We start from the raw sequence: 26,055 nt of genomic DNA, 5'->3' as shown, positions 1-26,055 counted from the left end.
TGTCAGCCCCGACGGCGGCTCCCAGCAGGCCCAGCCCAAGCAGCAGCAGCCCCAGCAGCAGAGCCGGCCGCAGCAGCAGCCGCAGCAGCGTCAGGCCCCGCAGCCGCAGCAGGCGCCGCAGACCGGCCACGGCAACTACACCGTCAAGTCCGGTGACACGCTCTCGAAGATCGCCGAGGCGCACGGCACCGACTGGCACAAGCTGTACGAGGACAACCGTTCCACCATCGGCGGCGACGCCGACCTCATCTTCCCGGGCCAGAAGCTCCAGGTCGGCTGAGCCACCGCTCTCCACCGGAAACCCGGACACGGGGCCGCCGCGCCCCGCACGGACCGCCATGGCCCGCGCCTCTTCCCCCGAGGGCGCGGGCCATGGCTCTTTCCCCGGACGCACGGCCCACCCGCAGCCCCCGGCCCCACCGGCCCGCTCCGGCACGGCTGTTCACGCCGCCTCCGGTGGTGCGGGAGAGGAGCGCCACCGCGCGGATGCCTGACCGGCCGGGCGTTCCGTGTGCGGCTACCGCTTCCCGTCCGGCTTGACGGCGCGCAGACAGCGGGTCCACGGCGGGCGGTCGGCCGTGTACAGGTCGGTGAGGCCCAGCGTGCGCAGGGTGGGCACGTGGGCGCGTACGTCGGTGTCGGCGAACGGGTCCACAGGGTGCCCGGAGTACCCCGAGCCGTCGGAGCCCCCGGAGAGCCGGGAGTGCCCGGAGTGCTCGGAGTGCCCGGAATGTTCCCGGGGTTGGCGGGCGCTGTGGTGGCGGCCGCTGCGGTGGCGGGAGACGCGGCTCATCAGACGGGCGACGCGGGGACCCAACGCGCCCGTCGGATACGCGTCGACGAGCAGCAGCCGCCCGCCCGGGCGCAGCACCCGGCACATCTCCCCGAGCGCGGCGGCCCGGGCGCCGGGCGGGACGTGGTGCAGCACGAACGTGGACGTGACGACGTCGAAGGAGGCGTCGGGCAGTCCCAGATCCTGGGCCGGGGCCCGGTGGAAGGACGCGGTGGGCAGCCGGGCGGCGTGCCGGCGGGCGTGGTCGAGCATCGGCCCGGACGGATCGGCGCCCACGACGGCACCGGACGGACCGGCCGCCCGCGCCAGCCGGCGCACCAGACGGCCCGGCCCGCAGCCCACGTCCAGCACCCGGTCGCCGGGCCGCACTCCGGCCGCGCGGACCAGCCAGGCGTCCAGCGCGGACCGCCGGCCGCCGAACAGCACGGCGACCATCGCGTTGTACCGGCGTGCATGGGTGAGAAGCAGCCCCGGCGGTTCCCCGTCCGTGTCCGGGGCGGTCGCGGACTGCGGTGGTGTTCCGGCGGACACGGTGGACTCCTCTCCGGCGCCGGGCTCTCCGGCCACCGGTACGAGGCTCCCCCGCCGCCGAGCCCTTCGGCGTCCCCCGGAGGGTGACCCCGCCGGATACCGCGCGGGGCGCAGCGGCCGGACGACTGCCACGAGGGGCGCAGCCGGCCCTGCGGCTACCGGGGCCCCAGGTCAGTGGAGCGAGGAGGGTCGAGCGGTGGGTCGGTGGGTGCGGGGGTCAGTGGGGCGAGGTCAGTGGATCGGTCGGTTCGGGTCAGTGGGTCGGGGTCGTCGGGCTGTGGGGGGTGTGGCCGGGGGACAGTTCGGTGAGGAGGGCCGCGGTGCGTGGCGGGAGTCCGCGGTCGGCGCCGTGCAGCCGGGCGCTGCGCTCGGTGACCCAGCGGACCGCCTCGTCCAGCGCCTCGCCGATGCCCGTCGCATGCGCGGTGCGCAGCAGTTCGTCCCAGAGCCGCTCGTCGTCCGGCGCGGTGCCGAGCCCGGCGCGGACGGCGTGCACGGCCTGGTCGGGCTCGCCTGCGCGGAGGTGTTCGGCGGAGAGCGCCAGCGCCAGCTCGACGACCAGCAGGGGGTGCCGGGCCTCGGCGTCCTCGTGCGCGAGCCAGCCGTAGCGGCCGGCCGGGCGACCGGCGAGCAGCGGGCCGCGGGCCAGCTCCATGGCGTCCGCGAGCTGACGCCGGCGCAGCGCGGGCGAGAGCCGGGAGCCGCGTTCTCCGGTGCAGCCGTGGTGGAGGGTGCGCAGCACGTCCCAGTCGGAGACGACCGAGGGCCGCAGCGTCAGCCGTCCACCGGTCCCCGTCGACAGGCGGGGTGTGCCGTCCGGGTCGATGCCCAGCCAGGCGCGCAGCCGTTCGACCAGCGCGTCGCGGACCTCGTCGGTGACGCCCCTGGGCCACAGCGCGGAGCCGAGCACCCGCGGGTGGACGCCGTCCCGGTGCAGGAGCAGCAGCGCGAGCGCCTCGTGCAGCTGTGCGCTGCGTTCCTCCTGGGGCTCGGGCAGGCCGTGCACCTCGTAGGAGCCGAGCAGCCGGACGTAGACGGCGGGACGTCCGCCGTCGCTGAGGTCGGCGCGGAACCCGGGCCCGCTGCCGGCCTCGGTCGCCTCGGCCGCCGTGAACAGCTCCAGCACGGCGGCCCGCTGCACGGTGGGCAGCAGCTGGGCGCGCAGTTCCAGGCCCATGCGCGGCTCGCGCAGCACACTGCCCGCGCCGTCGTCCGCCCCGGCGGCCTCGGCCTCCGCTCCTGTCGTGGCCGGGTGGACGGTGAACCGCCATGCGGCGTCGGGGAGTTGCGCCACGGCCGGCAGCGCCACGGTGAACGTGTGGCGCAGCGCGGGACCCTCGGTGGCGAGTGCGGTGAGCCGCTCCGTCTCGTCGCCGTCCGGCGCCGTCCCGACGAGCACCAGGTGCGGTGCGCGCCGCCGTGCCGTCGGGGCGTGCCGCTGCCCGGTCTCCGCCGCGGCGTCCGCCTCCATCGTGTCCAGCAGCCCGGCCAGCTCCGGGACGTGGTGGAGCCGGTCCGGGGCGAGCGCCGTCAGCTCCGCGCCGAAGCCGACGAGGGTGACGCGCAGCCCCTCCGCCCAGCTGCTGGTGGCCAGTTCGGCGGCGAGGGAGGCCAGCACGGCCGTGCGCGTCTCCTCGTCACCGGCGACGGTCACCGGGCCGGGCAGCGACTCCAGATTGAGCAGCAGCCGCGCCCCGTCCCGCAGCCCGAGGGAGACCAGCCCCGGATAGGGCGCGGCCACTCCGGCGCCGACGTCGACGCGGGTGTGCGCCCGCCGGATGGTCCAGAAGCTGCGGTCCTGCCCGAACCGCCACGGCGCGGGCGGCTCCCCGCCGTCCGCGGCCAGTTGGAGGTGCAGCTCCTCGTCGGTGAGCCAGGCGGCGTAGACGGCGGGCGGCTCCCGGTGCCGGGCCGCGAGGTCCTCGGCGAGTCCGCGCAGCGCACGGTCGACGAACCGTACGGCGTCCGGGGCGGCCGCGGCCAGCAGCGCGTCCTCCGCGCGGGCCGCCGACTCGGACGGCGGCGGGAAGTCGTCCCCCGGGCCCCGGCGCCGTGACGCGCCGGTCGCCGCCTGCCACAGCGCCGCGCGCCGTCGTCTGCCGAGGGCGGCCAGGACGCCGGCGGCCAGCAAGGGCGAGCCGAGCAGCACCTCGGGCAGCCCGAGCGAGCGGCTCCCGGCCGCCGCCGGGGACGCCTCCTCGGCCTCGTCGGCCTCCTCGGCGCCTCCCCGGGCCTCAGCCCCGGAGCCCGAGCCGGACCCCGAGCCGGAGCCGGAGTCGGAGTCGGACCCGGCGCCGGACCCGGAGCCCGGCTGACTCCCGTCGCCGGTCCCGGGGCCCGTGTCCTCGCTCACACCCCCGCCCTTGCCCGCGCCTTCCGCCCGGTCGGTGCCTTCTGCCCGGTCGGGGTCGCCGGCACGGTCGGGGGCGTCCACGTGGCCGGTGCCGTCGGCGCGGCCCGGGTGCCCTGCCTCGTCCGGGTTCGCCGTGCCGTCCGGGTCGCGCGCGGCGTTCGGATCTTCCGTGCCGTTCGGGTCGTCCGCGCCGTGGGGGCCGTCGTCGCCGGTGGAGCCGGAGCCCGGGGTGGAGCCGGAGTCGGAACCGGTACCGGCGTCCGCCTCGGCGCCGGAACCCGGGTCGGAGGTGGCACCGGGGCCCGAACTCCCGCCCTGTGCAGGGGCGTTCGTACCGGTGCGCGGGGCCCGGGCCGAGGTGTCGTCTCCCGGCGCGGTGCCGCCGGAGCCCGGTGAACCGCCGGAGTCACCAGAGCTGTCGGACTTGTCGGAGTCACCGGAGTTGTCGGAGCTGCTGGAGCTTCCGGAGCCGGAGGCGTCCGGGTGGGTCCCGGCCCGGGTGTCCTCGGCGCCGTCCTCCTCCGGCGGGAGCCCGGCGTGCGCCAGGTCGGAAGAGCTGTCGGAAGAGCCGGAGGAATCCCCGGTGGAGCTGCCGGAGGAGCCGGAGGGGTCCCCTGAGGGGGCGGAGTCATGGGTGTCGGCGGAGCCTCCGGAAGCGCCGGGGTCCGTGGGGTGCCTGTCGCCGTCGGGGTCCGGGAGCCCGGCGTCGGACAGGTCGCCGTCGCCCTCGGCGGACGGCGTGCCGGGGGCCGACGGGTCCGGGACGCCGGGGCGGACGTCGTCGGGCTCGTCGATGCCGGGGCCGGGGCTCGGGGCGGCGCCGTGGCCGCTCCCGTCGGCCGGGTCCGGACGGGCGTCGTCGGGAACGGTGGGCGAGCGGCCGGGGCCCTGCGGGACGGACTGCTCCTGGCGGTCCGGGGTGCGCTCGGCGTCGGGTACCCGGATGTTCTCGGAGGGCCCGTCGCCGCCCTCGTCGGGCTGCGCCGGTTCGTCCGTCTCGCGGGGGCTGCCGGCCCCTTCCTGCGGGCCGGAGCCGTCACCGCCCGGTCCGCCCGCGCGGTCCCGGTCGGCCGAGCCGTCACCGCGGCCGGGCCCCTCGTCGGAGGCGCCGGGCGAACCGTCGTCGGACGTGCCGGGCGAACGGTCCTCGGAGGCGCCCGGGCCGGGTGCGGCGGGAGCGCGGTCGCCCTGGTACTCCTCGTACTGTCGTCGTTCGCGCGGCGTCAACTCCTCCGCGTCGTCCGGCATCTCGACCAGTTCGCCGCCGTGTGCGTCGGCCGGCATCTCCATGATCCAGCCGGGCCGGATGAGGCTGGCCTCGGACAGCCGTGAACCGTCCGGCTGCACCCGGTCCTTGTTGAGGCGGTAGATCTCCTTGTAGCGGCGGCCGTCGTCGAGGTGGCGTGCGGCGATCTCCCACAGGGAGTCGTGGTGGCGGCCCTCGGGCGGCTGGATCCGGTAGAACTTCGTGGCCGAGTCGGCGCGGGCGCCCCGGGTGGGCTGCGCGGCGGCCGCGGCACCGTCGCCGTGCCCGCCCTGCGTCCGCGTCTGCGCCTGCGCCTGCGCTCCGTCCGGTCCGCCGGCCGCCGCGGTGTGCCCGCCGTGACCGGCGGAGCTCGTGTGTCCGCCCATGACGGAGGGTGCGCCGCCGACGTGCGCGGGCAGCGTCTGGTGTGCGCCGCCCTGGCCTGGGGTGAGCTGTGCGGTGGCCGCGACGGGCTGCCCCGGTGTGCCGGGCCGCCCGGAGTGGTCCAGCTGGGCCAGGCCGGGGGCGAAGCTGCCCGCCGTGGACCCCAGCAGCAGGATGGCGGCGATCAGTTGACGGGCGAGCCACTGGCTGGGCCCGGAGGCGGGCACCCGGGCGGGCAGGCCCACGCCGGAGAACGCGGCCCGGGCCTCGACGAGCACACAGGCGGTGAACTGGGCCCAGGCCAGCCAGACCACCACGGTGAGCACCTTGATGAAGACGCCCGCGCTGATCTCGTCCGTCAGCATGTCGAGCGAGGGCACCCGGCGGGGCAGCGGCCAGCCGATGAAGTACGCGAGCGCGCCGGGCACCCCGACCAGCAGCACGGCCAGCGCCAGGAACGCCGAGACCGCCTTGAGCACGTCCCCGGCGGAGCGCCGGGTGCGCACGGGTACGGGCGTACGCGAGCGGGCCCGGGGGCCGCCCGGGGACGGAGCCGGTGCCTTGCTGCGGCGCGCCATGTCGTGTGCTCCCGGAAGTGACTGGAGGGGCTGGTGGGCTGGTGGGTCGGTGGGCTGGTGGGTCGGTGGGCCAGGAAGGAGGGGGGCGGGCCGGGCGGGGCCCGGGGCGTCATCCCGTCACGGATTCCGCCTTCGCCGTGCCGTGGACGGTGACCGGCGCGCTGTAGAACAGCCCGGTGAGCACCGGCCGGTAGGTGAGCCGGATACGGACCTCCACCTGCTGCGGGCTCGCCGCCGTACAGCCGGAGGCGGCCACGTCGGCGGCGGAGAGGCCCGACTGGCGGGCGAAGACGGCCACCCGCTGGGCACAGTTCTCGTAGTTGATGGGCGCGTTGCGGCCCTGGCTGACGCGGAGCTGTTCCTCGTCGATGTCCTGCGCGGCGTAGCGGGCGGCCTGTTCGGCGATGTCCGCGGCGCGCTCCCGCTGGGAGATCGACAGGCCGCCGTCGACGACGAACGCGGCCAGCACCAGGAACAGCAGCGCGAAGACGAGCACCGCGCCGGCGCCCGAGCCCCGCTCCCGTTCCCGTCCGGCGACGGCGGCCGGCAGCCGCTGCCGCAGCGCGCGCCGTACGGCGGTCCGCACTCCCCGGTTCATCCCGTCCTCCGGTACGGGTCGATCGGTGAACTCGACCGTCCCGTCAGCTCCTTGGTGATGTTCAGCCCGACGAGGCCGAGGCCGCGCACCTCGCAGCTGACCTCCACGGTGAACAGCCCGCCGGAGCGGTAGTCGCTGCCGGCGTCGCGGACCGTGACGCCGCCCGCGCAGGTGCCCTTGAGAGTGGCGGTCGCGGCCTGCTGGGCGGCGTTCATGGCCGCGCCGTGGCTGCCGTGCTGGAGCGATCCGGCGCGTGCCGCGTCCCGGGCCGCGCTGTCGATCGCGCCGCGCCCGTCCACGAGCTGCCCGAAGGCCACCAGGACGAGGATGAACAGCATCATCACCGGCGCGATGATGACGACTTCGAGCGTGGAGATCCCGGCGTCCGCACCGGGGCACGCCCGGGTGCCGCCCGGCCCGTGGACGACGTCCCGCCGCCGTGCGGCCGCCCGCGCCCGTCGGCTCCGGCGTTCCCGGCGCGTTCCCGTGTCCCGGCGTTCCCGGGCACCGCTCCCGCCCTGCACCGTCAACTCTCCCGGCTCTCCCGGCTCTCCCGGCTCTCCCGGTCTTCTCCGCCGTCGCAGCCCTCTCAGCCTTCTCATCCCTCTCCGTCGGGGACGAACCGCTCCACCGGGCCCTGCGAGAGGGCGTGCACGTCCAGGTCGAGGCCGGGGAAGACCGCGGGCACCCGTGCCGTGATCTCCACCCCGACCGTGTGCTGCCGCGGCTGGAGCGTGCGCACCTCGGGCCCCAGGACGAGCTTCGGGCCGAGCTGTTCGATGTAGGAGGCGGAGGTCTCCCGCGCCTTGCCGCGCCAGCCGCCCGGGTCGGCGTCGGCCTCCTGGCGGGCCTTGCGTGCGCCTGCCTGGGCCGCGGCCTGTGCCACGTGGTCGGCGAAGAAGTACAGCGCGAACTGCACCGTCGCGAAGATCAGGAAGAACAGCACCGGGGTGAGGATCACGAACTCGATCCCGCTCATGCCGGAGTCGCCGCGGCGCGCGATCGCCTCCGCGCGGCGGCGTGCGCCTGCCGTGCACAGGGCGCCTGCGCGGCGTGCGCGGACGACGAGCCGGGTCCCTCTCACCGGTGTGCGCCTCAGCAGGTTCCGTCGGCGTCCGCACCGTCGATGCAGTCGCTCACCTTGTCGGCGCCGTTGCGCAGCGCCATGTTGATGATGGCGGCGACGACACCGACGATCGCGACCACGACCGCCGAGATGATCACCCACTCGACGGCGGAGGCGCCCCGGTCCAGCTCCCCGGAGCGGGCCCGCTGGATCCGGCCGCGCACGAAGGTGACGAGGAAGTCCACGGCCGGGTGACCGGGCAGGCCACGGAAGCCGGGAGAGCCGGGGCCGCCGGCGGAGTGCGCGGATTCTGTGGAACGGATCGGTTTCCCTGCCATCGTTCTCGGTCCTTTCACACGGTTCGTTCGATCGGTCCGTACGGGCCGGCGGGCGGCCGCTCACGCGGCACGCGGCACGCGCCCTGTCTCAGATCTGGAAGACACGCATGGCCGCCGGATAGATGAGGAAGACGAGGAAGCCGGCGCACAGCATCAGTTGGGCCACCAGCATCGACTGGGACTTCTCGCCCGCGCTGCCCTCGATCTCGGCCAGCTCCCGGTGCCGCATCGTCTCGGCCCGGGAGGCCAGCGAGGCCCGCACCTTGGCGCCGTCGTCGGCGACGAGGGCGAGCGAGGCCGACAGATCCTTCAGCTCGTCCACGCCCAGCCGGGTGCCGAGCGCGCCGAGCGCCTGCCACTGGCTCTGTCCGGTGATCCGGGCGTCGGCGAGCGCGTCCCGGATACGGCGCAGCGCCCAGCCGTCGCTGACCTCGCTGGCGGCCTTGAGCGCCTCGGGCAGACCGCGCCCGCCGGCGAGGTTCATCGCGACGAGGTCGAGATAGGCGCCGACCACGCGCCGCAGATCGCGCCGTTTCTTCGCGGCGTCCCTGCGCACCTCCACGTCCGGCAGCAGGAAGAACAGCACGGCGAAGAACAGCGCGAGCCACACCGGGATCAGCGGGCTGCTGCCGAACCCGATCAGCCAGACGATGGAGAACAGGAACGGCCCGAAGAACAGCCCGACCGCGCCGAGCACCACCTTCGTCGCCAGGAAGCCCTCCCAGCCGCGCTCCAGGACGTCCAGGTCGGAGCGGAGGCTGCGCAGTTCCCAGCCCTGGCGCAGATAGAAGGCGGCGACCCGCGCGCCCAGCCGGGCCCGGGCCGCGCCGAACCGGCCGGCCTCGGCGGGGACGGCGGAGCCGGCGGGCTGGTGCGCCGCGGTGCGGGCGCGCAGCGCGTCGATCTCGGCGACGGAGGCCACCGCGCCCTTGCGGCCCGGCGCCAGCGCCCGCACCAGCAGGAACAGGCCGAGTCCGGCGACGGCGCCGGCCAGCGCGGTCAGCGTCAGCGGACTCACCGTCCGAACACCCCCTGCTGTCGCGGTCTTTCGGCACCCGGGGTCCCGGCGGCGCCGGAGGTCCCCGGGGCGCCCGGCGTGCCCGTGGCACCCGGGGCGCCCGTCCCGCCCGGCGTACCGGCGTGCTCCTCGCCCGTGCGGGCGCGCGGCTGCACGGCCGGGTCGGCGCGCACCAGGAAGCGCTCCGGCGTCTCGATGCGGGACAGCTTGCGCAGCCACCAGAAGCCGCACGCGAACATCCCGCACACACAGGCGAGGACGACCTGGCCCAGCGGGCTCCCGTACGGCTCGACGAAGCCCCGGTTGAAGATGGCGAGCCCCAGCACGAACGCCACGCTGACCCCGACGACGATCTGCACGCTGCGCCGCGTCGAGGCCCGCTGCGCCATCACCCGCTGCCGCATGTCGACCTCCTCGCGCGCCGACTTCGCCAGCGCGCCGAGCACCTCGCGCAGACCGGGGCCGCGCAGCCGGGAGTTGAGGACGAGCGCGGCGACGACGATGTCCGCCGAGGGGTCGTCCAGCTCGTCCGCCAGATGCTGGAGGGCCACCGGCAGCGGGGTGCGGGCCCGCAGCCGGTCGATCAGCGCGTCCAGGTGCGGGCGCAGCGACGGCGCGGCGGCCCGGGCGGAGGCCGGGATGGCCTGCTCCAGGCCGACGGCCCCGGCGATCGTGTCGCGCAGCGACTCCGTCCAGGCGGCCAGCGCCTCGACCCGCCGCATCGCGGCCCGCTCCTCCGCCGCCCCGCCGAACAGCCGGTCCCACGCGAAGACCAGCACGCCGGTGGCGACGGCCGCCACGGGCCAGCGGGTCAGCAGCAGCACCAGCAGCCCGGCCAGCGCCGCCAGCGAGCCGCGTCTGCTCATGAACCGGGCCAGCTCCCCGGCCCGCTCCCCCGAACGCCGCCTGTCTGCGGACGACTTGGCGGGCAGCCCGCGCAGCGCGACGATCAGCAGCGCGAGGCCGCCGCCGACGGCCACGCCGCAGCCGAGCGCGTACAGCGTCGTGACGGAGAAGAGACCGCCGCCCGTGCCGTCGAAGGGCACACCCGTCACCCCCAGTTCCCGGTCGGCTTGTATCCGTGGACGGCCAGCTCCTGGACGCAGGAGAGGGGGGCGTGCGGCAGCAGCCGCCCGTCGGGCGCCTCGGCGAACACCTCGCTGGAGAGCACCCGGCCGTCCACGCCGTTGATCTCGCGCACGGAGGTGACCGAGCGCGTCAGCCGCCCGCCGCCCGCGAAGTTGTTGCGCCGCTCGACGAACACGACGAAGTTGATGGCGCCCGCCACCAGCATCTGGCTGGCCTCGATCGGCAGCCGCTCGTCCGCCTGGAGCGCGTACGTCGAGATGCGGTTGAAGACCTCGCTGGAGCTGTTGGCGTGGATCGTGGACAGCGAACCGTCGTTGCCCTGCGACATCGCGTTGAGCATGGTGACGATCTCGTCGCCGAGCACCTCACCGACGATCACCCGCGACGGGTTCATCCGCAGCGACCGGCGCACCAGCTCGGCCATGCTGATCGCGCCCTGCCCCTCGGAGTTGGGCAGCCGCTCCTCGAACGCGACGACGTTGGGATGGAGTTCGGGGAACTGGTCGAGCCCCAGCTCCAGGGCGCGCTCGACGGTGATGAGCCGCTCGTGCGCGGGGATCTCGTTGGCCAGCGCCCGCAGCAGCGTCGTCTTCCCCGCGTTCGTCGCCCCGGCGATCATGATGTTCTTGCGGGCCCGCACCGCCGCCGTCAGAAAGCCGCCCAGCTCGGGGGTGAGGGTGCCGTTGCCCACCAGGTCGGCGACGAAGACCTTGCCCAGCCGGGCCCGCCGGATCGACAGCGCGGGACGCCGGGTGACGTCCATGACGGCGGAGAGCCGTGAGCCGTCCGGCAGCCGCAGATCGAGCTGCGGATTGGCCGAGTCGAACGGGCGGGACGACAGCCCGGAGTAGGCGCCCAGGATCTGGATCAGCTCGACCAGTTCCTCGTCCGACTCCGCGACCGGCTCCCCGCGCGTCTCCCGGCCGTCCGCGTAGCCGATGAAGACCTGGTCGAAGCCGTTGACGTCGATGTTCTCGACCTCGGGGTCGTCCAGCAGCGGCTGGAGCCGGCCCACACCGAACAGCGCGGCGTGCACGGCCGCCGCGTACGCCTCCTCCGTCGGCGCGTCCAGCGGGGCACGGCCCGAGGTGATCTCGGAGCGGGCGTACTCCTCCAGGATCTGCGCGATGACGGCGCGCGCGAACTGCCGCTCGTCCTCCGTGGACATCGCGGCGAGGCCGGACGCCTGGTCGATACGGCGCTGTTCGGCGATCCGGTCCCCGGCCTCCTGCCGGAACCGCTTGACGAGCTGATGGTCGACCACGGGCTCGCTCACCGCGCCACCCCCTCGTCACCCGGTGCCGGGACCGTGCCGGGCGCCGCAGCCGTGCCGGGCGCCGGAGCCGTGCCGGGTGCCGGAGCCGGTGCTGTTCCCGGGTCCTGGCCCACGCCCCGGGCCGGGGCCGCGTCCGGTGCCGGGGCCGGGGCGGCGTTCGGTCCGGACCTCGGGCGCAACCTGCCGTCCACCCGCTCGAACTGCTGGTTCCACTCCGGCTGCGGCTGCCACCGCGACTGCTCCGACGAGGGCCGCCACTCCGCCTGCTCCGACGAGGGCTGCCACTGCGGCTGCCGACGCTGCTCCGGGGCGACGGGACGCTGCTCCGGGGCGGCAGGGCGCTGTTCCGGCGCGGCGGGCGGAGACGGCTGAACCGGCGCGGCGGGCGGAGACGGCTGAACCGGCGGGGAGGGCTGAGTCGACGGAGACGGCTGACCTGACGGGTACGGCTGAGCCGAGGGATACGGCTGCCCCGGCGGGTACGGCTGCCCGCCCGGAGTCGGCCGGCCGTCCGGAGTCGACTGCCCGCCCGGACTCGGCTGACCCGGCGGGTACGGCCGGGCCTCCGGGTACGGCCGGGCCTCCGGGGGCGGCGTGCCCGGGAGTTGGGCCGACGGCACGGCGTCCGGTCCGCCCGGCACGGCGTCCCGTATCCCGGCGTACTGCTGCTGGAGGTCCGCCGCGACCTTCCGCACCGAGCGGACGAGCAGCGACTTCTCGACCCGGCCCCGCCGCCGGCCCGCCAACTGCTCGGCCCCGGCCGCGTCGTGCGCGACCACCCCGAGCACCTGCGCGCCCGCACGCGAGGCGACGAGCATGTCGTTGACCTGTCCCGCGATCTTCGCCGCGCCGGACGCCTCCGCGATCAGCACCACCCCGAGCAGCGGCTGCGCCAGCTGCGCCATCCCGCGCTGCCCGCCGTGCAGCCGCTGCGAGAGCGCCGCCGCACGGTCCCGTACCCGCGCGATCTGCTCGGGCTCACCGCGCGCCACCAGCAGGACGAGCGCGGCGTGCGGGAAGAGCGCGACGGACGGCGCATCGGGGCCGATGCGCCCGCAGTCGGCGATGACATCGGCCGCGGCCTCCTGCCGCGGGGAGACGGCGAGCGAGGCGAACGCCCGGCCGAGGGTGTCCCACTGGCCGGCCAGCCCGGCGGACTGCTCGGCGTTGCCGAGCCCGACGAGCACGTCGAGCCCGCCGGACAGCCGCTGCGCGTGCTCCCACAACTGCTCGGCCGCCAGGCCCCTGCGCGCGGCGGCGGCGAGCGAGAGCATGCCGGTGTTCGGGTCCAGCGGCCCGCCGTGGTCGGCCGCACCGCGGTACACCAGATCCCCGCCGGCCGTGTCCACCTCGGCCAGCAGCGCACGGCGCGGCCACACCGCGGACAGGGCGACGGCGGCCGTGGTGACCCCCGGCGATCCCTTGTCGGCGGCGAGTGCGATCAGCGCCATCCAGCTACGCCCCTCTTCGGCTCGTATCCACGCCCTGTGCTCCGCCGCCGCACCGGCCGCGCCCGCGGAACGTCCGTCTCACCGGCCGCCGGAGGAGTCGAGCACGAGGGACACCTCGCCGTTGGACGCCGCGGCGGTCAGCGCGGCGGCGTCGCTCCTGTCCACGACGACCGAGACCGGCAGATCGCTGCTCAGCGAGTCGCCCGAATCCCGCTTGATCGACTGGACCTTGGCGTTGTCGGTGATCAGCGCGTCGGCGGAGGACCCGCCCCCACGGCCGCTCCCGCCGCCACCGCCGCTCCCGCTGCCGGTGTCGTCGCTGTCGGAAGCGGTGTCGCGGCGGCCCACCAGGTAGGCCGAGACGGTGTCGCCCTCCTCCAGCCGGGGCGGGAACTGGCCGCTCTTGAGGGAGAGTCCGACGACGGACTTGCCGGGCGCCACGCCCTTCTCCTTGGTGAGCATGCTGCCCACCAGCACGGTGCCGTCGACGAGGTCCGTGGCGGAGCGGTACTTCTTCAGCAGCCCGCGCTGCTCCCAGCGCACGTACTGCACATCGCTGTCCTCGGCGACCATGACGGACCTGATCGCGGACTCCGGCACGGGCTGCCCCTGCGGCACCCGCTTGGTGATCGCCACGGCCTCCACCCGGTCGCCGGCCCGCATCACCAGCACCGTCGCACCGAGTGCGCCCAGCAGGACGAGCAGCACGGCGAGCGCGGCCAGCGCCGGTTTGCGCTCCCGGGGCGCCGACGGCAGCCGGTCACCGCCCACGGCGGCGCTCACGGCAGCGCGCTGCGCACCGCCCCGCTCCTGGGGCTTCACCCCGCCACCCCCGTCACCCCGTCACCACGGCCATGAAAGCCCCCCGAACCCGTTGATCCCCACGCGATGATCCGCTGTCGCCACCTCGGTTCCCCACCGCAGGCGACTACGCGTTGTAAACCCAAGGCACACTATCAGCGGCCCCAGACCCCCTCAAGGCGCATCCGGCCCCATGAGCCCCCGGGCGAAAGGGAGTTGTGGAACCCCTCGGGAACGGACAGAAACCCCCGGGATCACCACCCGCACACACGAGGCACCATTTCTGCGCAGACGCCCGGCAATTCGGAGATCGGACGGCGTTCCGACGCCCGACGGCCCGCTCCAGCCACCGCGGCACACCGCCCGGCACGGCAACACACGGCCTCCGGCGAGCACGGCCACGGGAGCCCGCAACGGATCACGGATACCCGGATCACCCCTCCCCCGCGGGGAATTGCGGAAAACCGGGAGAACGTCGAGAACCGCACCTCGGAAAACCCCACCCGAGAACTCCGGAACTCCTGAACTCCGGAGAGGACCGAAACCCCGGAAAAGTCGGCCTCGTTGGCGGCGAGCCGAGCAGGGGACCGGCACGGCACTCCACCCACTGAGGGACCGGGAGCCCACCCACTGAGGGACCGAGCGCACATCCGCCGAGGCCCCGAGGACCTGCCACCGAGAGACCCGGGGACCTGTCCGCCGAGGAGCCCGAGGTCGCCTACCCACCGAACGGCTGCCCGCCGAGGGCCCCGCTCCCGATTCCGGCAACCACGGCAGAAAGCGAAGGAGGCCGTTCCGGCCCGCGCCGCCGCTCCGGACCGCGCCCCTCCCGCACCCGAGGGGCGGAAACGACAGAGGGGCCGGCGCCTTCACCCCCGTCGAAGGCGTCGTCCCCTCTGCCCGTCGATCCGCCGCCACCCCCGTCGGCAGCGGACCCGTCCCCGTGCCGGTGGTCGCGGCGGGCGACATCACCCCCGCCGCTCCCCTCCTCACCGGCCGCCGTCACCCCCCGGCGCGGCGGGCCCCATCGTGACAAGCAGCGCACCGCGAGGGCATTGCCGCGAACCGGCAATCTTTATGCCGTCTTGATGTCCCACCCGCCCGGGAACCGCCCCCGGTTCCGCCCCGGCAGCCATAGCCGTGCCACACCCGTGCGACAGCCCTGTGGCACAGCGACACCCCTGTGACAGTCGACTCCCGACGCCAGGCGGTCACGCGAGGTGGCTGATCACCGGGAGGGATTGTCGTCGCCGCACCCGGGAGCGGCGTCGGCGGCGCACTCCTCCGTGTCGTCGGCGGTGGCGACTTCCTTCAGCCCCTCGCTGATTCGGGGCGGTGCCTTGTCGGCCTTGCCTGCCTTACCGGTCATTTCGATCACGATGACGGCGGCCATGCCGCTGCCTCCTTCGTTCCGTGTCGACGGTGGTTGCCCAGTGGTGCTGTCGTCGGGGACGGGGATGCCTCACCGCGCTCCCCGCCCGTGCGGGTGGCCTGCGATGACGGCGTTGCAGCTGCGGACGGTCAGCCGGTACCCCTTGGCGCGCGCCGCCTCGCGGTCTTCGGCCAGGGCCTGACACACGTCGCACTCAGGGACGGGCACGGGCTCCAACTCCGGGCCCTGCGCGACCGGGGCCGCGCGAGCTTCCTCCGGGGTGGTCATGGCAGCAGGCGCCTCAACCCGGCCTGCACTCCGCGCAGCAGGGCCCGACCCATCGGCGGGTACGGGCCGGTGCCGCCGGGAGCGTACGTGGCGCGCACCGCCCAGGCATCGGGGTCGAACCGACACAGCTCCCATGCAAGAGCATATTCATCCGGGTTTGTCAACTTTGGGCCGACAAACCCCCTTTGGGCACAAGTGCCCATGAGACCATCTCCTCCACCAGTCCGGTTGGGCTTCGTTCCCCCCGGGAGCGCTCCGAGCAGCCGTGACCGCACACTCACGCTGTGCAGCGGGCCGATGGCAAGCCTGAAGCATGGATGGCTGCCCTTGGGGGGAGTTCGGCGTCCAACCTGGAACTTGGTACTGGCGGCATATGCACAGGCCGCTGACCGTTGAGAACAGCACTGTCACAACGCGTGACCAGACGCGTGGTCAGGGGGAGATATGGGCGCGGAGACGGGGGACACCGGCGTCCCCGAAGACGCGGAGGACCCGCGCCGCCGGTTCGCGGAAGAATGCAGGAGCGCCCGCGAGCTGTACCCGGGAAAGCCGCTCACACAGACCGAATTGGCCCGTATGACCCGGACCTCCAAGAGCACGATTTCCCGCGTGGAGCGTTGCGACGGCCCGATTCCTCCGGCGCTGCCCGCCCGGCTGGACCAGGTGTTGGGCACGGACGGCAAGTTCAAGCGGCTGTACGAGGAATCCGTGGCTTCCTCGTTCCCGACGCTGTACCGGCGGCGTATGGCGCTGGAGCGCGCGGCGGTGGCCATCCGTGAGTGGTCGCCCACCATCGTTCCCGGGCTCTTCCAGACAGCGCGGTACGCCCGCTGCCTGGTCAAGGGTGGCTCTCCCCTCGCGGGTGACGACGAGGTGGCGGCGTTCGTCGCCAACCGGCTCCTCCGCCAAGCGATCTACGAGAGCGAGACCCCACCCGATGTACGCCTGGTCCTGTGCGAGTCGGTGCTACGCCGCCGCTTCTGTCCACCGGACGTGATGCGCGAGCAGCTTCAGGCTCTGGTGACGGCTGGGGAACGCCCCACAGTCCGGGTACAGATCCTGCCGCTCGACGCACCGGCGCACCTGTTCAGCGACGGACCGGTATCGCTCCTGACCTCACCGGCCCATGCCGTGGCGGTCTGTGTGGAGAGCTACCGAACAGCGGGGATCATCGAGGATCTGGATCACGTTCACACGGCGCTGCGGACCTACGATGAAATCACCAGCGACGCACTCTCGCCCAGGGAGAGCGCACACCTGATCGCAGAGCACATGGAGGCACTGTCGTGAAGTTTGGGCCTACCCGGTGGGTCAAGTCGAGCTACAGCAGCGCAGAGGGTGGCAACTGCCTTGAGTGGTCTCCCGCCTCCGCCGCTGCGAACGGCCCGGTCCCCGTACGGGACAGCAAAAACCCGGAGGGACCCGTCCTCTCCTTCCCCCCGAACGCATTCGCAGGCTTCATCGCACACGTCAAGGCACACAACCGCAACGCCTGAATACAGCGCACTCTCGCCCAGGGAGAGCGCACGCCTGATCGCAGAGCACATGGAGGCACTGTCGTGAAGATCGGACCGACCCGGTGGGTCAAGTCGAGCTACAGCAGCCCCGAGGGTGGCAACTGCCTTGAGTGGTCTCCCGCCTCCGCCGCTGCGAACGGCCCGGTCCCCGTACGGGACAGCAAAAACCCGGAGGGACCCGTCCTCTCCTTCCCCCCGAACGCATTCGCAGGCTTCATCGCACACGTCAAGGCGCGCGGCTTCGACGCCTGAAGACAGCGCGCCGACAGCGAAAGCGCCCCCTTCGTCGCGACGGCGAAGGGGGCCGCTCATGTCCGGGCTCGTGGTGGCCGTGCTCACCGCCCCTCTTGCGCCGGCGCGCTCCCCGACCAGTACGGTGGAGGGGAACGTCAAGATCACATCAAGACGTCACAGGTGTGCCGGGAAGACTGGTCGGCGGTGCGGATCTCCGCATCTACTGGCCCTACGCGTCCCCGGAGACTCCATGGCAGCGCCGCACGGCGACGACCGCAGCCCCGAGCAGCCCGCCCCGTCGCACGAGGGCGCCGAGGCCCCCGGGGCGACGGCTCCCGACGGTGCAGACGCGGCCGGTGCGGGTAGCGCCGACGGCACCGACAGCCCCGACGGCACCGGCACGGCTCTCTTCGCCCGGCCCTCCGCGCGGGAGCGCAGGCTGCTGACCGACGCGCTGCGGACCGAGACCGTCGGCGGCACCGTGCTGCTGGTGGCCACCGTGGTGGCGCTGCTGTGCGCGAACACCCCGCTCAGCCACCTCTACGAGACGGTCCGCTCGTTCCACTTCGGCATCCCGGCGCTCGGCCTGGACCTGTCCGTCGAGCACTGGGCCTCCGACGGCATCCTCACCGTCTTCTTCTTCGTCGCGGGCATCGAGCTGAAGCGCGAGCTGACGGTGGGCGAGCTGCGCAGACCGGCCGCCGCCGCACTGCCCGTCGTGGCGGCCGTGTGCGGCATGGCGGTGCCCGCGCTGTGCTACGTCGCGGTGAACCTCGCCGGCGGGGGGCAGATGCACGGCTGGGCCGTCCCCATGGCCACCGACATCGCCTTCGCGCTCGGGGTGCTCGCCGTCATCGGCACCAACCTGCCCTCGGGGCTGCGTGCCTTCCTGCTCACCCTGGCCATCGTGGACGACCTCGGCGCGATCCTCGTCATCGCCGTCTTCTACACCTCGACCCTCAACTGGGCGGCCTTCGCCGGTGCCGTCGTCGGGCTGATCGTCTTCCGGGTCCTGCACGTCAATCTGCGGGTGCGCGGCTGGTATCTGTATGTGCCGCTCGGCGTGGTCATCTGGGCGCTGGCCTACAACAGCGGGGTGCACGCGACCATCGCCGGTGTCGCCATGGGCCTGATGCTGCGCGTCCGGCCGGACCGCCCAGGCTCCGGCGCGGGCGACACGGGCAGTTCGCCGGCCGAGCGCGTCGAACATCTGGTGCGCCCGCTGTCCGCCGGGTTCGCCGTGCCCGTCTTCGCCCTGTTCGCCGCCGGGGTCGGCGTCTCCGGCTCGGCGCTGGCGGAGACGTTCCGGCAGCCCGAGGCGCTCGGCGTGATGCTCGGGCTGTTCGCCGGGAAGTTCCTCGGCGTGTTCGGCGGCACCTATCTGACGGCCCGGTTCACCCGGGCCAGACTCGGTTCCGATCTGGCCTGGGCCGATATCGCCGGGGTCGCCATGCTCGCCGGTATCGGCTTCACCGTCTCGCTGCTCGTCACGGAGCTGGCGTTCACCGACGCCGGTGTCACCGAGCACACCAAGGCGGCCGTGCTGCTGGGCTCCCTGTTCGCCGCCGCGGTCGCCTGCGTCCTGCTGAAGCTGCGTGACGCCAAGTACCGCCGGCTGTGGGAGGAGGAGACCAGGGACGAGGACGCCGACGGCGTCGCCGACATCGACCAGCCCGTGGACCACGCCCTGCGCCCCACGGAGGCGGCCCGCCGCGCGGCGGAAGCCATGCGCCGCCCCGTCCGCCCCGGCACCCCGCACGGCCCCGTTCCCGACTCCGACTCCGGCCCCGGCTCCAGCTCCGAGCCCGGTCCCGGATCCGGCTCCAGCTCCGAGCCCGGCTCCGGCTCCAAGCCCGGCCCCGGCTCCGGCACCGGCACCGGCACCGGCACCGGCCCCAGCTCCGGTGACCCCACCCGCGGCTCCGCCGACGGCCCCTCCCGCGGTCCCTCCGACGGCTCCCCGGACGGGCCTCCGGAAGGTCCCGGCCGCACCTGACCAGGCCGGCCCCGGCGCCCGGCCCGCCGGCGTCGCCCCAGGGACGCCGACCCCGGGGTGACGACGTTCCCGCCCCGCCCGCCGGCCGCCCTGCGCGGGCGCCGGGACGACGGCGCAGCCCGGGACGGCGAACCCCGGGACGGAAAGCACCGGAAGGGGCGGTATCCGAACGGGCAGCCCCGGGACAGGAGGAGCGGATGAGTGCGCGCGGTGGCCGGCCCGTCGTCCACCTGCTGTGCGGGCTCAACGGCGCCGGGAAGACGACGTACGCGCGGCAGCTCGCCGAGCGGCTGCCCGCCGTGCGGTTCGGGCTCGACGCCTGGATGCTGCGCCTGTACCCCGATGTCCGCTACGACGACGCGGCCTACCCGGGCCTGGCGGCGGCCTGCCAGGAGGTGATCCGGGAGACCGCGCTCCAGGTGCTGCGCGCCGGCACCGACGTGGTGTTCGACTGGAACCAGTGGAGCCGGGACCGCCGCGCGTACTGGCGTGAGTGGGCCGTATCCGCCGGGTACGCCGCACGGCTCCACCACGTCCGGGTACCGCTGGAGACCGCCGTGGCCCGGGCCGAGGCACGCACCGCGGCCCGCCGGCCCGGTGCACACCCCCTGGACGCCGCGGGCGTACGCCATCTCGCCCGGCTCTTCGAACCGCCGGGCCCGGACGAGGGGTTGCCCGTCACCCTTGTCGAGGGCTGAGCCCGCGCACCGGCCGGCCCCCGGCCCGACGGGTCCCGCCCGGGTCCGAGAGGCCGAGCACCCCCGGCTGCCGACGCCCGCCCGGCGAGCCGCCGGGCCCCGCCACCGGGACGGGCCTCCGGTGGACGGGACGCGGTGGCCGGACGGGCCTCAGCCGGACGCGCCGGGCCCCCGCGCCGGACCGGTCTCCAGCCGCAGGAACCGGGGCCGGTAGAGCGAGACGTCCTGGTGGATCGCCGAGGGCGAGCGCATGACGTTCACGTCGTAGCTCAGCAGCAGTTCACCGCCGTCCGCGCCGAACTCCGCATGCCCCTGCGGGTTGTACGGGACCGCGCCGTACCGCGCCCCGCCCGGCGGCAGCGGCGGCTGGGCGACGGCGGAGGGGCCGTGCCAGGGGCCCGTCGGCGCGCACGCCCAGTACGAGACCACGTCGGTGATGCCGCCGCCGTCCGGGCCGCCCGCGTCCATGGTCAGCAGCAGCCAGCTGTCGCCCCGGCGTACCACGGTGTAGGTGCCGGTCGCTCCGCGCTGCTCGGTCCGGCCCACCAGTATCGGCGTGGACTTCGCCGGGTCCCGCTGCCAGCCCGCCGCCCGTCCCGGGGCGCCCGCCGACGGCCGGGCCGTGCCGTCCCCGCCCCAGAACTCCCAGGCGCCGGGCTCGTCCAGCCGCCCCTGCGGCACCCGGGCCACATGCGCACGGGACGCCTTCCCGCCGACGCTGCCCTCGTCGGCGCCGAACACATACGTCCAGCCGTCCCGGGTGATCGCCGACGTGCCGTAGAGGACGCGCCGTTCGACATCGGTGTGCTGCGGCGCGTAGACGGTGTCGATGGACTCCAGCCGCAGATCCGGCAGCGAGAACGTGGCCACCTCGCTGGCCCGCGGCACCCCGAAGATCCACGGCGGCTCGCCCTTCTCCCGCTGCCACAGCAGCACCCGGACGACCTGCTCCGCCGAGCCCGGCCGCCGCGGCTCGACGACGCTCTGCACCGGCCACCGCCACACCTCGCGCCCGTCCCCGGCCGCCGTCCCCGGGAACAGCGCCGCAGGACGCTGCGCCGTGCCGCCCAGCAGGGTGCGTTCGAATCTGCCCTGCGCCGACATCACCAGCCCCGAGTTGCGCACCCACACCGCGCCCGGGTCGCGGGACTTCCCGCCGTGCACCTCGTCCAGGAACGTGTCGGCCGACATCCACAGGGTCCGGCCGTCCGGCAGCCGCACCGAGCGGGTGCCGTCCCCGCCCGTCCAGTCGTCCAGCCGCGCGTTGTCGTTGCCGTACCGGGTCAGCTCCGCCGTCATCGCGTCGTCGGGCCGCCAGCCGGTGACCCGCGCGCCGCCGCAGCCGCGCGCCTGCCCGTCCCCCGGCACCGAGAGCAGCACGCCGACCAGCACCAGCGCCGCCACCAGCCCGAACCCGAGATTCCACCGCGCCCTGCGCGCGTTCCCGGCCGCCCCATGACGCTCCATCACCCCTCAGCGTAGGCGGCACAGTGCACCCGCACCCCTCACCCGCGGCACAAAAACCGGCCGTTGCGGACGCTGCGATACCGCTTGACGCCGGGGCGGTCACGCCTTTGTGTGCCTCCCGACAGCACCGCCGGGACCGTCCCCGGGCGTATTCCGGGCCCGGTGTCCCGCGTTCGAACACGGTGCAGCAGACTGTGCGCGGGAGTTGACCAAGGGTGAGGGACCTCGACCGTGCGCAGACGATCCAAACTGCCCGTGCCTCCGCCGAATCCGTACGGCGCACATCCGGGCGCGGGCTGGGCACCGCCCAAGCCGCAGCGGATGAAGAAGGTGAAGGAACCGCCGACCTGTTCCCGGATGATCGCCTGGGCGCTGCTCGCCTATCTGCTGCTGTTCCTGGTGATCCCGGAACTGATCGACCTGCTGACCTGAGCCGACGCCGGGCCCGGGCCGGCACCGCACCGCACACACACCTCCACAGCGAAGGGACGAGGAAAGGGATGCAGCCGTGACGGCCCCCGAGGCGCCCGGGGAGAACGACAGCGCGCCTTCCGGCAGCCAGGACACCGGCCCGGGCACGCCCCTCGCGGCGCCGGAGGGGCAGCCGCCCAGCGAGGTCGAGGAGCGGCTGATGGACGCCAAGTCCCGGATGGACTGGGGCGCCTACCTCGACGTGCTGGCGGACACCGACCTCTTCTTCGCCCTGCCGCGCGCGCTCGCGGACGAGGGACGGACGGTGTTCACCCGCGAGTGGCGCCCCGAGATCCAGGCGCAGTGCCTGGTCGTGTACACCACCGCGATGCTGCCGCCGCCCGTCGAGGACCCGGTCTTCCGCTACGGGAGCCTCGGCCGGCTCGCGGAGGTGTGGGACAGGAACGACCCGCCGTGGCTCGCGGTCAACCCCGGCAGCCCCTGCGAGGCGTACTTCCCCGCGAGCCGCGCCTACTGCGCCCTGTGGGCCGAGCACGCCGCGCGCGCCCCGGCCGCCGACACCCCGCGCGTGCTCACCCTGCGCACCGGCGGCCCGCACTCCGGCCCGGTCGCCCGGGGGCTGGCGTGCGGCGCGCTGCTGTGCGCCACCAACCACTCGTACTGGAACGCCGTCCACTGGCACGGCACGGGCTACCCGGCCGAGCGCCGCCGCCTGGAGGAATGGTGGGGCGTCACCACCCGGGAGAAGTGGCGCGAGTACGTCGAGGAGCTGCTCCGGATGGAGATGAGCAGCCCCGTGTGGGACTTCGTGCTGGGCGCACGCCGGTCGATGGCGCGCGACTTCGGCGGCCACGTCGACACCGAGCAGTGGAAGCAGACCGTCGAACGCGTCATGTGGCGCCGGGCGACGGAGGTGGAGATCACCCCCGAGGGCGTCACCGTCCCCGAGGGCCCGGACGAGGACGAACTGCGCTCCCACGTCGAGGGCGTGAAGCGGCTCATCGGCCGCATCGTCCGCTACGAGAAGCGTTTCCGCGCCGACGGGCTGCTGCCCGAGGGCCGGTTCGTCCGCTCGGTCGCCGCCTGGGATCTGGGACGCGCGTCCAAGATGGCCCGCTGGGGGCTCGGCGCGCGCTTCTGCTCCCCGCAGGAGATGGAGGACGCCGTGGTCCGCGCGGGCCGGGTGAGCATGCTCGAACACACCTCCTGGGAGGACTTCTCGGCCGGCTACATACTCGGCCGCTGCCTCCACTTCGACGAGGAGGAGTTCGGCAGCTGGTACGCCGACATGCTGGCCGCGCACGAGGTCCTGATGTCCGACCCGGAGAGCCCCTGGCGCACGATCCCGTTCCGCTGACCGGGCCCCCTCCGCCCAACTCCGCGGCGCCCGGGGCCCGTTCCGGCCGTCCCCCGCCCACCCTGTCCGCCCTGTCCGCCCCGTCCCGCCCCGCGCGTCCTGCCCGCCCGAGGCCGCCACCGGCCCGGCCGGTCCGGCACATAGAGTGCGGGTGCGGGTGGCGACCGCCCGCACGCAGGACGCACGGGGCCGGGCGCGGAACGCGCGGGCCCCCGCGGCAGGACACCACGGGGGAACGGGGGAAGTACGGCCATGACCAGCGCTGTTCGCGACCCGGGAAGCGGCGGCACACACGGAGGGGCGCACGGCGGGGCGCACGGCGGGACGCACGGCGGGACGCGCGGCGGGACGCCCGAGGGGGCATCCGGCAGGGCGCCCGACAGGACGCCCGAGGGGACACCAGCGGGGCCGGACGACGGCACCCGGGACGAGGCGCCCGGCAGAGCACCCGCCGGGCCGGACGACGGCACCCACGACGAGGCGTCCCGCGGGGCGCCCGGCGCGGCACGCTCCGGCGTCCGTGGCGGCCGGGGCGCGGCACCCGGGGCCCACGACGCGCGCGAAGGAACGCCCGACGCAGCCGACGCAGCCGACACAGCCGACACAGCCGACGACGGCATGCGCACCGCGGCACCCGGCGGAACCCCCGGCACGGTGGGCGCCCACGGCACGGCACGCGGCGGGACGCCCGTCGGAGCGCGGGCCGCGCCCCTCTGCGGAGCCGACGGGGCCACCACGCCACCACCCGGGGCGGCGCACTCCGGCGCCCGTGGCACCCCGGGCACGGCACGCGGCGGGACGGGCTCCGCGGCAGGGAGCCCGGCGTCCGGCGGGACGGGTGCCGGGGTCGGGGCCGGTGCCGTCGCGGTGCACCGGGCGGCGCGCGGCGAGGCGGTGGAACTGCTGCGGGAGCAGCTGGCGGGACGGCAGTTGGCGCGCTGCGCGGCGCTGGTCGCCGCCGTCTGCGTCGGTTTCGCACTGCTCGCCTCGGCGACCTACGAGCGCGTCCACGTCGGACGGCTGTACGGCGCGACGGCGGACACCTCGCTCGTCGTGGGCGCGGTGCTCGTCCCGGCGGCCGGGGTGCTGCTCGTCCTCACGGGCAGGCACAGCCGGGCACGCCGCCGCCGGCTCGCCCGGCTCGCGGCGCTGACGGCGGACGGCGCACCGCTCCGGCCGCCCCGGCGGGCACGCCGCAGATGGCTCGTCACGTCGTGGTCCGCGTGCGCCGCCGCCGGTGTCTTCCTCGCCGCGGGTCTCCACCAGGCCGCCTCCTCCGACCCGTACGACGCCCCCGACCCCACCCTGTACGGCACCTTCCTGGTGTGGACCGCGATCCTGGCGGCGGCCGGATGCGCCGGGATCCGCCGGACCCGGCCGCCGCGCCCCGCCGCGCTCCCCGCCGACGGCCGGACACCGCGCACCGCGCTGTACGCCGGCTTCCGCACCGAACCCGCCGCCCTCACCCGGCTCTCCGCCCGCCTGGACGCACGGACGCAGCGGCTCTCCCGTACCGCCGCCGTGCTCCTCGCGACCGTGGCGACGCTGCTGTGCTGCGCGCTCACCGCGGCGGCCGCGCTCCTGCCGGGCGTGCTCGGCGGCGGCACCGGGCTCTTCTGGTGCCTGGTGCTGGCGGCGGGCGCGCTGCTGGCGGTGCTGCTGCCGGAACTCGTGCGCTACGGCACACGCCGCCGGTACGGGGTGCTGGGCGCGCTGCTGGGTGTCGCGCTCGTGGTCGTCACCTGGTACGGCTTCTCGACGGCGACGCTGCTGGCACGCGGCAGCTGGATCCGCGCCGAGGTGACAGCGGTGCACCACCCCACGCGCGGCGCACCGTACTGCGATCTGCGTCCCCTGCCCGGGCAGCGGACCGCCGACGGGACGGCCGGCGGCCTGCGGCTCGCCCCCTGCCGGGACTTCGGGACCGGCGACACCCCGCGCGTCTTCCACGACCCGCGCGGCCAGGCACAGGCCCGCACCCGGGAACCGCTCGGGATGACCGGGCCCGTCACCGCATGGGCCTGCGCGAGCGCCGCCCTCGTGCTGTGCGGCGTCTCCGCCGCCGTCCACGGGCACCGCCGCCGGGCGCAGCTCGGCCTCACCGCGCAGACAAGGACCCGCCGATGAGCGACGAGAAGAACCCGCCCGCACAGCCGACACCCCGGCCCGGCGCACCGCGGCAGCGGGACGAGCCCCGGCGTGACGCCCCTCGGCCCGAGGGTGCACAGCCGCACGAGCCTCGCCGTGACGGGCCACAACGGGACGAGCCTCGACCTGACGCGCCACGACGGCACGGTCCGCACCACGACGGCCCGGAGCCGGGGCAGTCGGCGTCGGCGCGGGACACGGGAGTTCCAGGCCGGGCGGCGGAGCCCGGCGGCGCCGTCTACCCCGATCTGGCCGGCAAGGTCGCCGTCGTCACCGGCGCTTCCCGCGGCATCGGCGCCGAGACGGCCCGGGCCCTGGCCGCGCAGGGCGTGGCGGTGTGCCTGGTGGGGCGCGACCGTGCCGCGCTGTTCTCCGTCGTGGACGAGATCGGCCGCGGGGGCGGCACGGCGACCGGCGCCGTGACGGACGTGACCGACGCGCGGGCGCTGGCCGCGCTCGCCCACCGCGTCACGGACGAACTGGGCCCCGTGGACGTCCTGGCCGCCTTCGCCGGTGGCCGCAGCGCACCGCTGCCCGCCCTGGAGATGACCGAGGAACGCTGGCGCCGCACCCTCGACACCGAGCTGACCTCGGCGTTCCTGACCGTGCGGACGTTCCTGCCCGGCATGGTCGAGCGCGGCAGCGGCGTGGTGCTCACCCTCTCGTCCTCGGCGGGACGCCGGCCCGGCACCCCGGACATCGCCTACGGCGCGGCCCACGCCGGACTCTCCATGCTGACCGGCCAGTTGGCCGCCGAGGTCGGCCCGTACGGGGTGCGGGTCAACTGCCTGGCGCCGTCCAGCATCCGCACGGAGAAGGTGCGGCGCGACATGCCGCCCGAGGAACAGCACCGGACGGCGCTGCGGCACCCGCTGCGCCGCATGGGCGAGCCGGGCGACGTGGCGTCGACCGCGCTGTTCCTGGCCTCGGACGCGGCCTCGTGGCTGACGGGTCTCACCGTCGACGTGGCGGGCGGCCGGATCACCGGCTGAACCCGGCCGGCGCGCCCAACGCGGTTCCGCCC

The 26,055-nt window shown here is 75.1% G+C and carries 24 protein-coding genes; 10 read left to right on the top strand and 14 right to left on the bottom strand.

Going from position 1 to position 26,055, the window contains the following annotated elements:
• The coding region (locus SCA03_RS19765; protein ID WP_141275541.1) for a LysM peptidoglycan-binding domain-containing protein at positions 1 to 280 on the top strand (280 nt) is incomplete at its 5' end.
• 237 nt (positions 281 to 517) lie between these two features.
• Here the strand turns inward: SCA03_RS19765 and SCA03_RS19760 are convergent.
• The 13 genes from SCA03_RS19760 to SCA03_RS19705 all read right to left on the bottom strand — a co-directional run bounded on the left by SCA03_RS19760 (position 518) and on the right by SCA03_RS19705 (position 15,182).
• On the bottom strand, positions 518 to 1,324 hold the full coding sequence (locus SCA03_RS19760) for a class I SAM-dependent methyltransferase (protein ID WP_141275540.1): 807 nt from the start codon (positions 1,322 to 1,324) through the stop codon (positions 518 to 520).
• A 253-nt stretch (positions 1,325 to 1,577) separates the two neighbouring features.
• The gene (locus SCA03_RS37280) at positions 1,578 to 5,885 is read right to left on the bottom strand and encodes a hypothetical protein (protein ID WP_218037777.1); all 4,308 of its coding nucleotides are present in this window, start codon (positions 5,883 to 5,885) and stop codon (positions 1,578 to 1,580) included.
• 109 nt (positions 5,886 to 5,994) lie between these two features.
• The gene (locus tag SCA03_RS19750) at positions 5,995 to 6,483 is read right to left on the bottom strand and encodes a pilus assembly protein TadG-related protein (RefSeq protein WP_141275539.1); all 489 of its coding nucleotides are present in this window, start codon (positions 6,481 to 6,483) and stop codon (positions 5,995 to 5,997) included.
• The gene (locus tag SCA03_RS19745) at positions 6,480 to 6,860 is read right to left on the bottom strand and encodes a TadE/TadG family type IV pilus assembly protein (protein ID WP_051846317.1); all 381 of its coding nucleotides are present in this window, start codon (positions 6,858 to 6,860) and stop codon (positions 6,480 to 6,482) included. The genes SCA03_RS19750 and SCA03_RS19745 overlap by 4 nt, the downstream gene beginning before the upstream one ends.
• A gap of 221 nt (positions 6,861 to 7,081) precedes the next feature.
• The gene (locus tag SCA03_RS19740; RefSeq protein ID WP_078874147.1) at positions 7,082 to 7,462 is read right to left on the bottom strand and encodes a TadE family protein; all 381 of its coding nucleotides are present in this window, start codon (positions 7,460 to 7,462) and stop codon (positions 7,082 to 7,084) included.
• 116 nt (positions 7,463 to 7,578) lie between these two features.
• On the bottom strand, positions 7,579 to 7,887 hold the full coding sequence (locus tag SCA03_RS19735) for a hypothetical protein (RefSeq protein ID WP_230988821.1): 309 nt from the start codon (positions 7,885 to 7,887) through the stop codon (positions 7,579 to 7,581).
• Between the two features lie 88 nt (positions 7,888 to 7,975).
• Positions 7,976 to 8,905, bottom strand: coding sequence for a type II secretion system F family protein (locus SCA03_RS19730; protein WP_030889752.1), 930 nt, complete (start codon positions 8,903 to 8,905; stop codon positions 7,976 to 7,978).
• On the bottom strand, positions 8,902 to 9,951 hold the full coding sequence (locus SCA03_RS19725) for a type II secretion system F family protein (protein ID WP_169729689.1): 1,050 nt from the start codon (positions 9,949 to 9,951) through the stop codon (positions 8,902 to 8,904). Before SCA03_RS19725 ends, SCA03_RS19730 begins: the two co-directional genes overlap by 4 nt.
• Before the next feature lie 5 nt (positions 9,952 to 9,956).
• Complete coding sequence (locus SCA03_RS19720; protein ID WP_030892317.1) at positions 9,957 to 11,270, bottom strand: TadA family conjugal transfer-associated ATPase; 1,314 nt, start codon at positions 11,268 to 11,270, stop codon at positions 9,957 to 9,959.
• Entirely contained in the window at positions 11,267 to 12,721 is a 1,455-nt protein-coding gene (locus tag SCA03_RS37275) for a hypothetical protein (protein WP_230988820.1), read from the bottom strand. Before SCA03_RS37275 ends, SCA03_RS19720 begins: the two co-directional genes overlap by 4 nt.
• Before the next feature lie 78 nt (positions 12,722 to 12,799).
• Positions 12,800 to 13,543 carry a hypothetical protein gene (locus SCA03_RS19710; RefSeq protein WP_141275538.1) on the bottom strand — a complete coding sequence of 248 codons (744 nt, stop codon included), beginning with the start codon at positions 13,541 to 13,543 and terminating at the stop codon, positions 12,800 to 12,802.
• 1,207 nt (positions 13,544 to 14,750) lie between these two features.
• Positions 14,751 to 14,915, bottom strand: coding sequence for a hypothetical protein (locus SCA03_RS35175; RefSeq protein WP_158102253.1), 165 nt, complete (start codon positions 14,913 to 14,915; stop codon positions 14,751 to 14,753).
• A gap of 69 nt (positions 14,916 to 14,984) precedes the next feature.
• Positions 14,985 to 15,182 carry a hypothetical protein gene (locus SCA03_RS19705; RefSeq protein ID WP_030892325.1) on the bottom strand — a complete coding sequence of 66 codons (198 nt, stop codon included), beginning with the start codon at positions 15,180 to 15,182 and terminating at the stop codon, positions 14,985 to 14,987.
• A 444-nt stretch (positions 15,183 to 15,626) separates the two neighbouring features.
• Here SCA03_RS19705 and SCA03_RS19700 point away from each other — a divergent pair, with 444 nt between their 5' ends.
• From SCA03_RS19700 to SCA03_RS19675, 5 genes are all read left to right on the top strand, one after another.
• Complete coding sequence (locus SCA03_RS19700) at positions 15,627 to 16,472, top strand: helix-turn-helix domain-containing protein (RefSeq protein ID WP_030889734.1); 846 nt, start codon at positions 15,627 to 15,629, stop codon at positions 16,470 to 16,472.
• Positions 16,469 to 16,678, top strand: coding sequence for a DUF397 domain-containing protein (locus SCA03_RS19695; RefSeq protein WP_078874907.1), 210 nt, complete (start codon positions 16,469 to 16,471; stop codon positions 16,676 to 16,678). Before SCA03_RS19700 ends, SCA03_RS19695 begins: the two co-directional genes overlap by 4 nt.
• Before the next feature lie 63 nt (positions 16,679 to 16,741).
• Positions 16,742 to 16,951, top strand: coding sequence for a DUF397 domain-containing protein (locus SCA03_RS19690; RefSeq protein ID WP_030889732.1), 210 nt, complete (start codon positions 16,742 to 16,744; stop codon positions 16,949 to 16,951).
• A 232-nt stretch (positions 16,952 to 17,183) separates the two neighbouring features.
• A complete protein-coding gene (nhaA, locus tag SCA03_RS19685) occupies positions 17,184 to 18,929 on the top strand; it encodes a Na+/H+ antiporter NhaA (RefSeq protein ID WP_230988819.1) in 1,746 nt (581 codons plus the stop codon).
• 197 nt (positions 18,930 to 19,126) lie between these two features.
• The gene (locus tag SCA03_RS19675) at positions 19,127 to 19,627 is read left to right on the top strand and encodes a P-loop nucleotide/nucleoside kinase family protein (protein ID WP_086814690.1); all 501 of its coding nucleotides are present in this window, start codon (positions 19,127 to 19,129) and stop codon (positions 19,625 to 19,627) included.
• A 150-nt stretch (positions 19,628 to 19,777) separates the two neighbouring features.
• Here the strand turns inward: SCA03_RS19675 and SCA03_RS19670 are convergent, their stop codons facing one another.
• On the bottom strand, positions 19,778 to 21,094 hold the full coding sequence (locus SCA03_RS19670) for a DUF5005 domain-containing protein (protein WP_086814689.1): 1,317 nt from the start codon (positions 21,092 to 21,094) through the stop codon (positions 19,778 to 19,780).
• Between the two features lie 231 nt (positions 21,095 to 21,325).
• Between SCA03_RS19670 and SCA03_RS19665 the strand changes: the two genes are divergently transcribed.
• The 4 genes from SCA03_RS19665 (at position 21,326) to SCA03_RS19645 (ending at position 26,023) form a co-directional block, all read left to right on the top strand.
• Positions 21,326 to 21,526, top strand: a complete 201-nt coding sequence (locus SCA03_RS19665) for a hypothetical protein (protein ID WP_141275537.1) — start codon at positions 21,326 to 21,328, stop codon at positions 21,524 to 21,526.
• A 76-nt stretch (positions 21,527 to 21,602) separates the two neighbouring features.
• Positions 21,603 to 22,883 carry a DUF1266 domain-containing protein gene (locus SCA03_RS19660; RefSeq protein ID WP_230988818.1) on the top strand — a complete coding sequence of 427 codons (1,281 nt, stop codon included), beginning with the start codon at positions 21,603 to 21,605 and terminating at the stop codon, positions 22,881 to 22,883.
• Positions 22,884 to 23,135: 252 nt separating this feature from the next.
• Positions 23,136 to 25,010, top strand: coding sequence for a hypothetical protein (locus SCA03_RS19650; RefSeq protein WP_141275536.1), 1,875 nt, complete (start codon positions 23,136 to 23,138; stop codon positions 25,008 to 25,010).
• A complete protein-coding gene (locus tag SCA03_RS19645) occupies positions 25,007 to 26,023 on the top strand; it encodes an SDR family NAD(P)-dependent oxidoreductase (RefSeq protein ID WP_141275535.1) in 1,017 nt (338 codons plus the stop codon). The genes SCA03_RS19650 and SCA03_RS19645 overlap by 4 nt, the downstream gene beginning before the upstream one ends.
• Positions 26,024 to 26,055: the final 32 nt, after the last annotated feature.

The organism is Streptomyces cacaoi (assembly GCF_006539165.1).
Taxonomy (GTDB): Bacteria; Actinomycetota; Actinomycetes; order Streptomycetales; family Streptomycetaceae; genus Streptomyces; species Streptomyces cacaoi.
This window is presented reverse-complemented; position numbering and strand designations above follow the sequence as displayed.

Bases quoted from the DNA above. Each gene is read 5' to 3' on its own strand.
- SCA03_RS19645 (WP_141275535.1), top strand. From the start codon at position 25,007: ATGAGCGACGAGAAGAACCCGCCCGCACAGCCGACACCCCGGCCCGGC.
- nhaA (WP_230988819.1), top strand. From the start codon at position 17,184: ATGGCAGCGCCGCACGGCGACGACCGCAGCCCCGAGCAGCCCGCCCCG.
- SCA03_RS19670 (WP_086814689.1), bottom strand. From the start codon at position 21,094: ATGGAGCGTCATGGGGCGGCCGGGAACGCGCGCAGGGCGCGGTGGAAT.
- SCA03_RS19650 (WP_141275536.1), top strand. From the start codon at position 23,136: ATGACCAGCGCTGTTCGCGACCCGGGAAGCGGCGGCACACACGGAGGG.
- SCA03_RS19735 (WP_230988821.1), bottom strand. From the start codon at position 7,887: ATGGCAGGGAAACCGATCCGTTCCACAGAATCCGCGCACTCCGCCGGC.
- SCA03_RS19740 (WP_078874147.1), bottom strand. From the start codon at position 7,462: ATGAGCGGGATCGAGTTCGTGATCCTCACCCCGGTGCTGTTCTTCCTG.
- SCA03_RS37275 (WP_230988820.1), bottom strand. From the start codon at position 12,721: ATGGCGCTGATCGCACTCGCCGCCGACAAGGGATCGCCGGGGGTCACC.
- SCA03_RS19675 (WP_086814690.1), top strand. From the start codon at position 19,127: ATGAGTGCGCGCGGTGGCCGGCCCGTCGTCCACCTGCTGTGCGGGCTC.
- SCA03_RS35175 (WP_158102253.1), bottom strand. From the start codon at position 14,915: ATGGCCGCCGTCATCGTGATCGAAATGACCGGTAAGGCAGGCAAGGCC.
- SCA03_RS37280 (WP_218037777.1), bottom strand. From the start codon at position 5,885: ATGGCGCGCCGCAGCAAGGCACCGGCTCCGTCCCCGGGCGGCCCCCGG.
- SCA03_RS19705 (WP_030892325.1), bottom strand. From the start codon at position 15,182: ATGACCACCCCGGAGGAAGCTCGCGCGGCCCCGGTCGCGCAGGGCCCG.
- SCA03_RS19750 (WP_141275539.1), bottom strand. From the start codon at position 6,483: ATGAACCGGGGAGTGCGGACCGCCGTACGGCGCGCGCTGCGGCAGCGG.
- SCA03_RS19700 (WP_030889734.1), top strand. From the start codon at position 15,627: ATGGGCGCGGAGACGGGGGACACCGGCGTCCCCGAAGACGCGGAGGAC.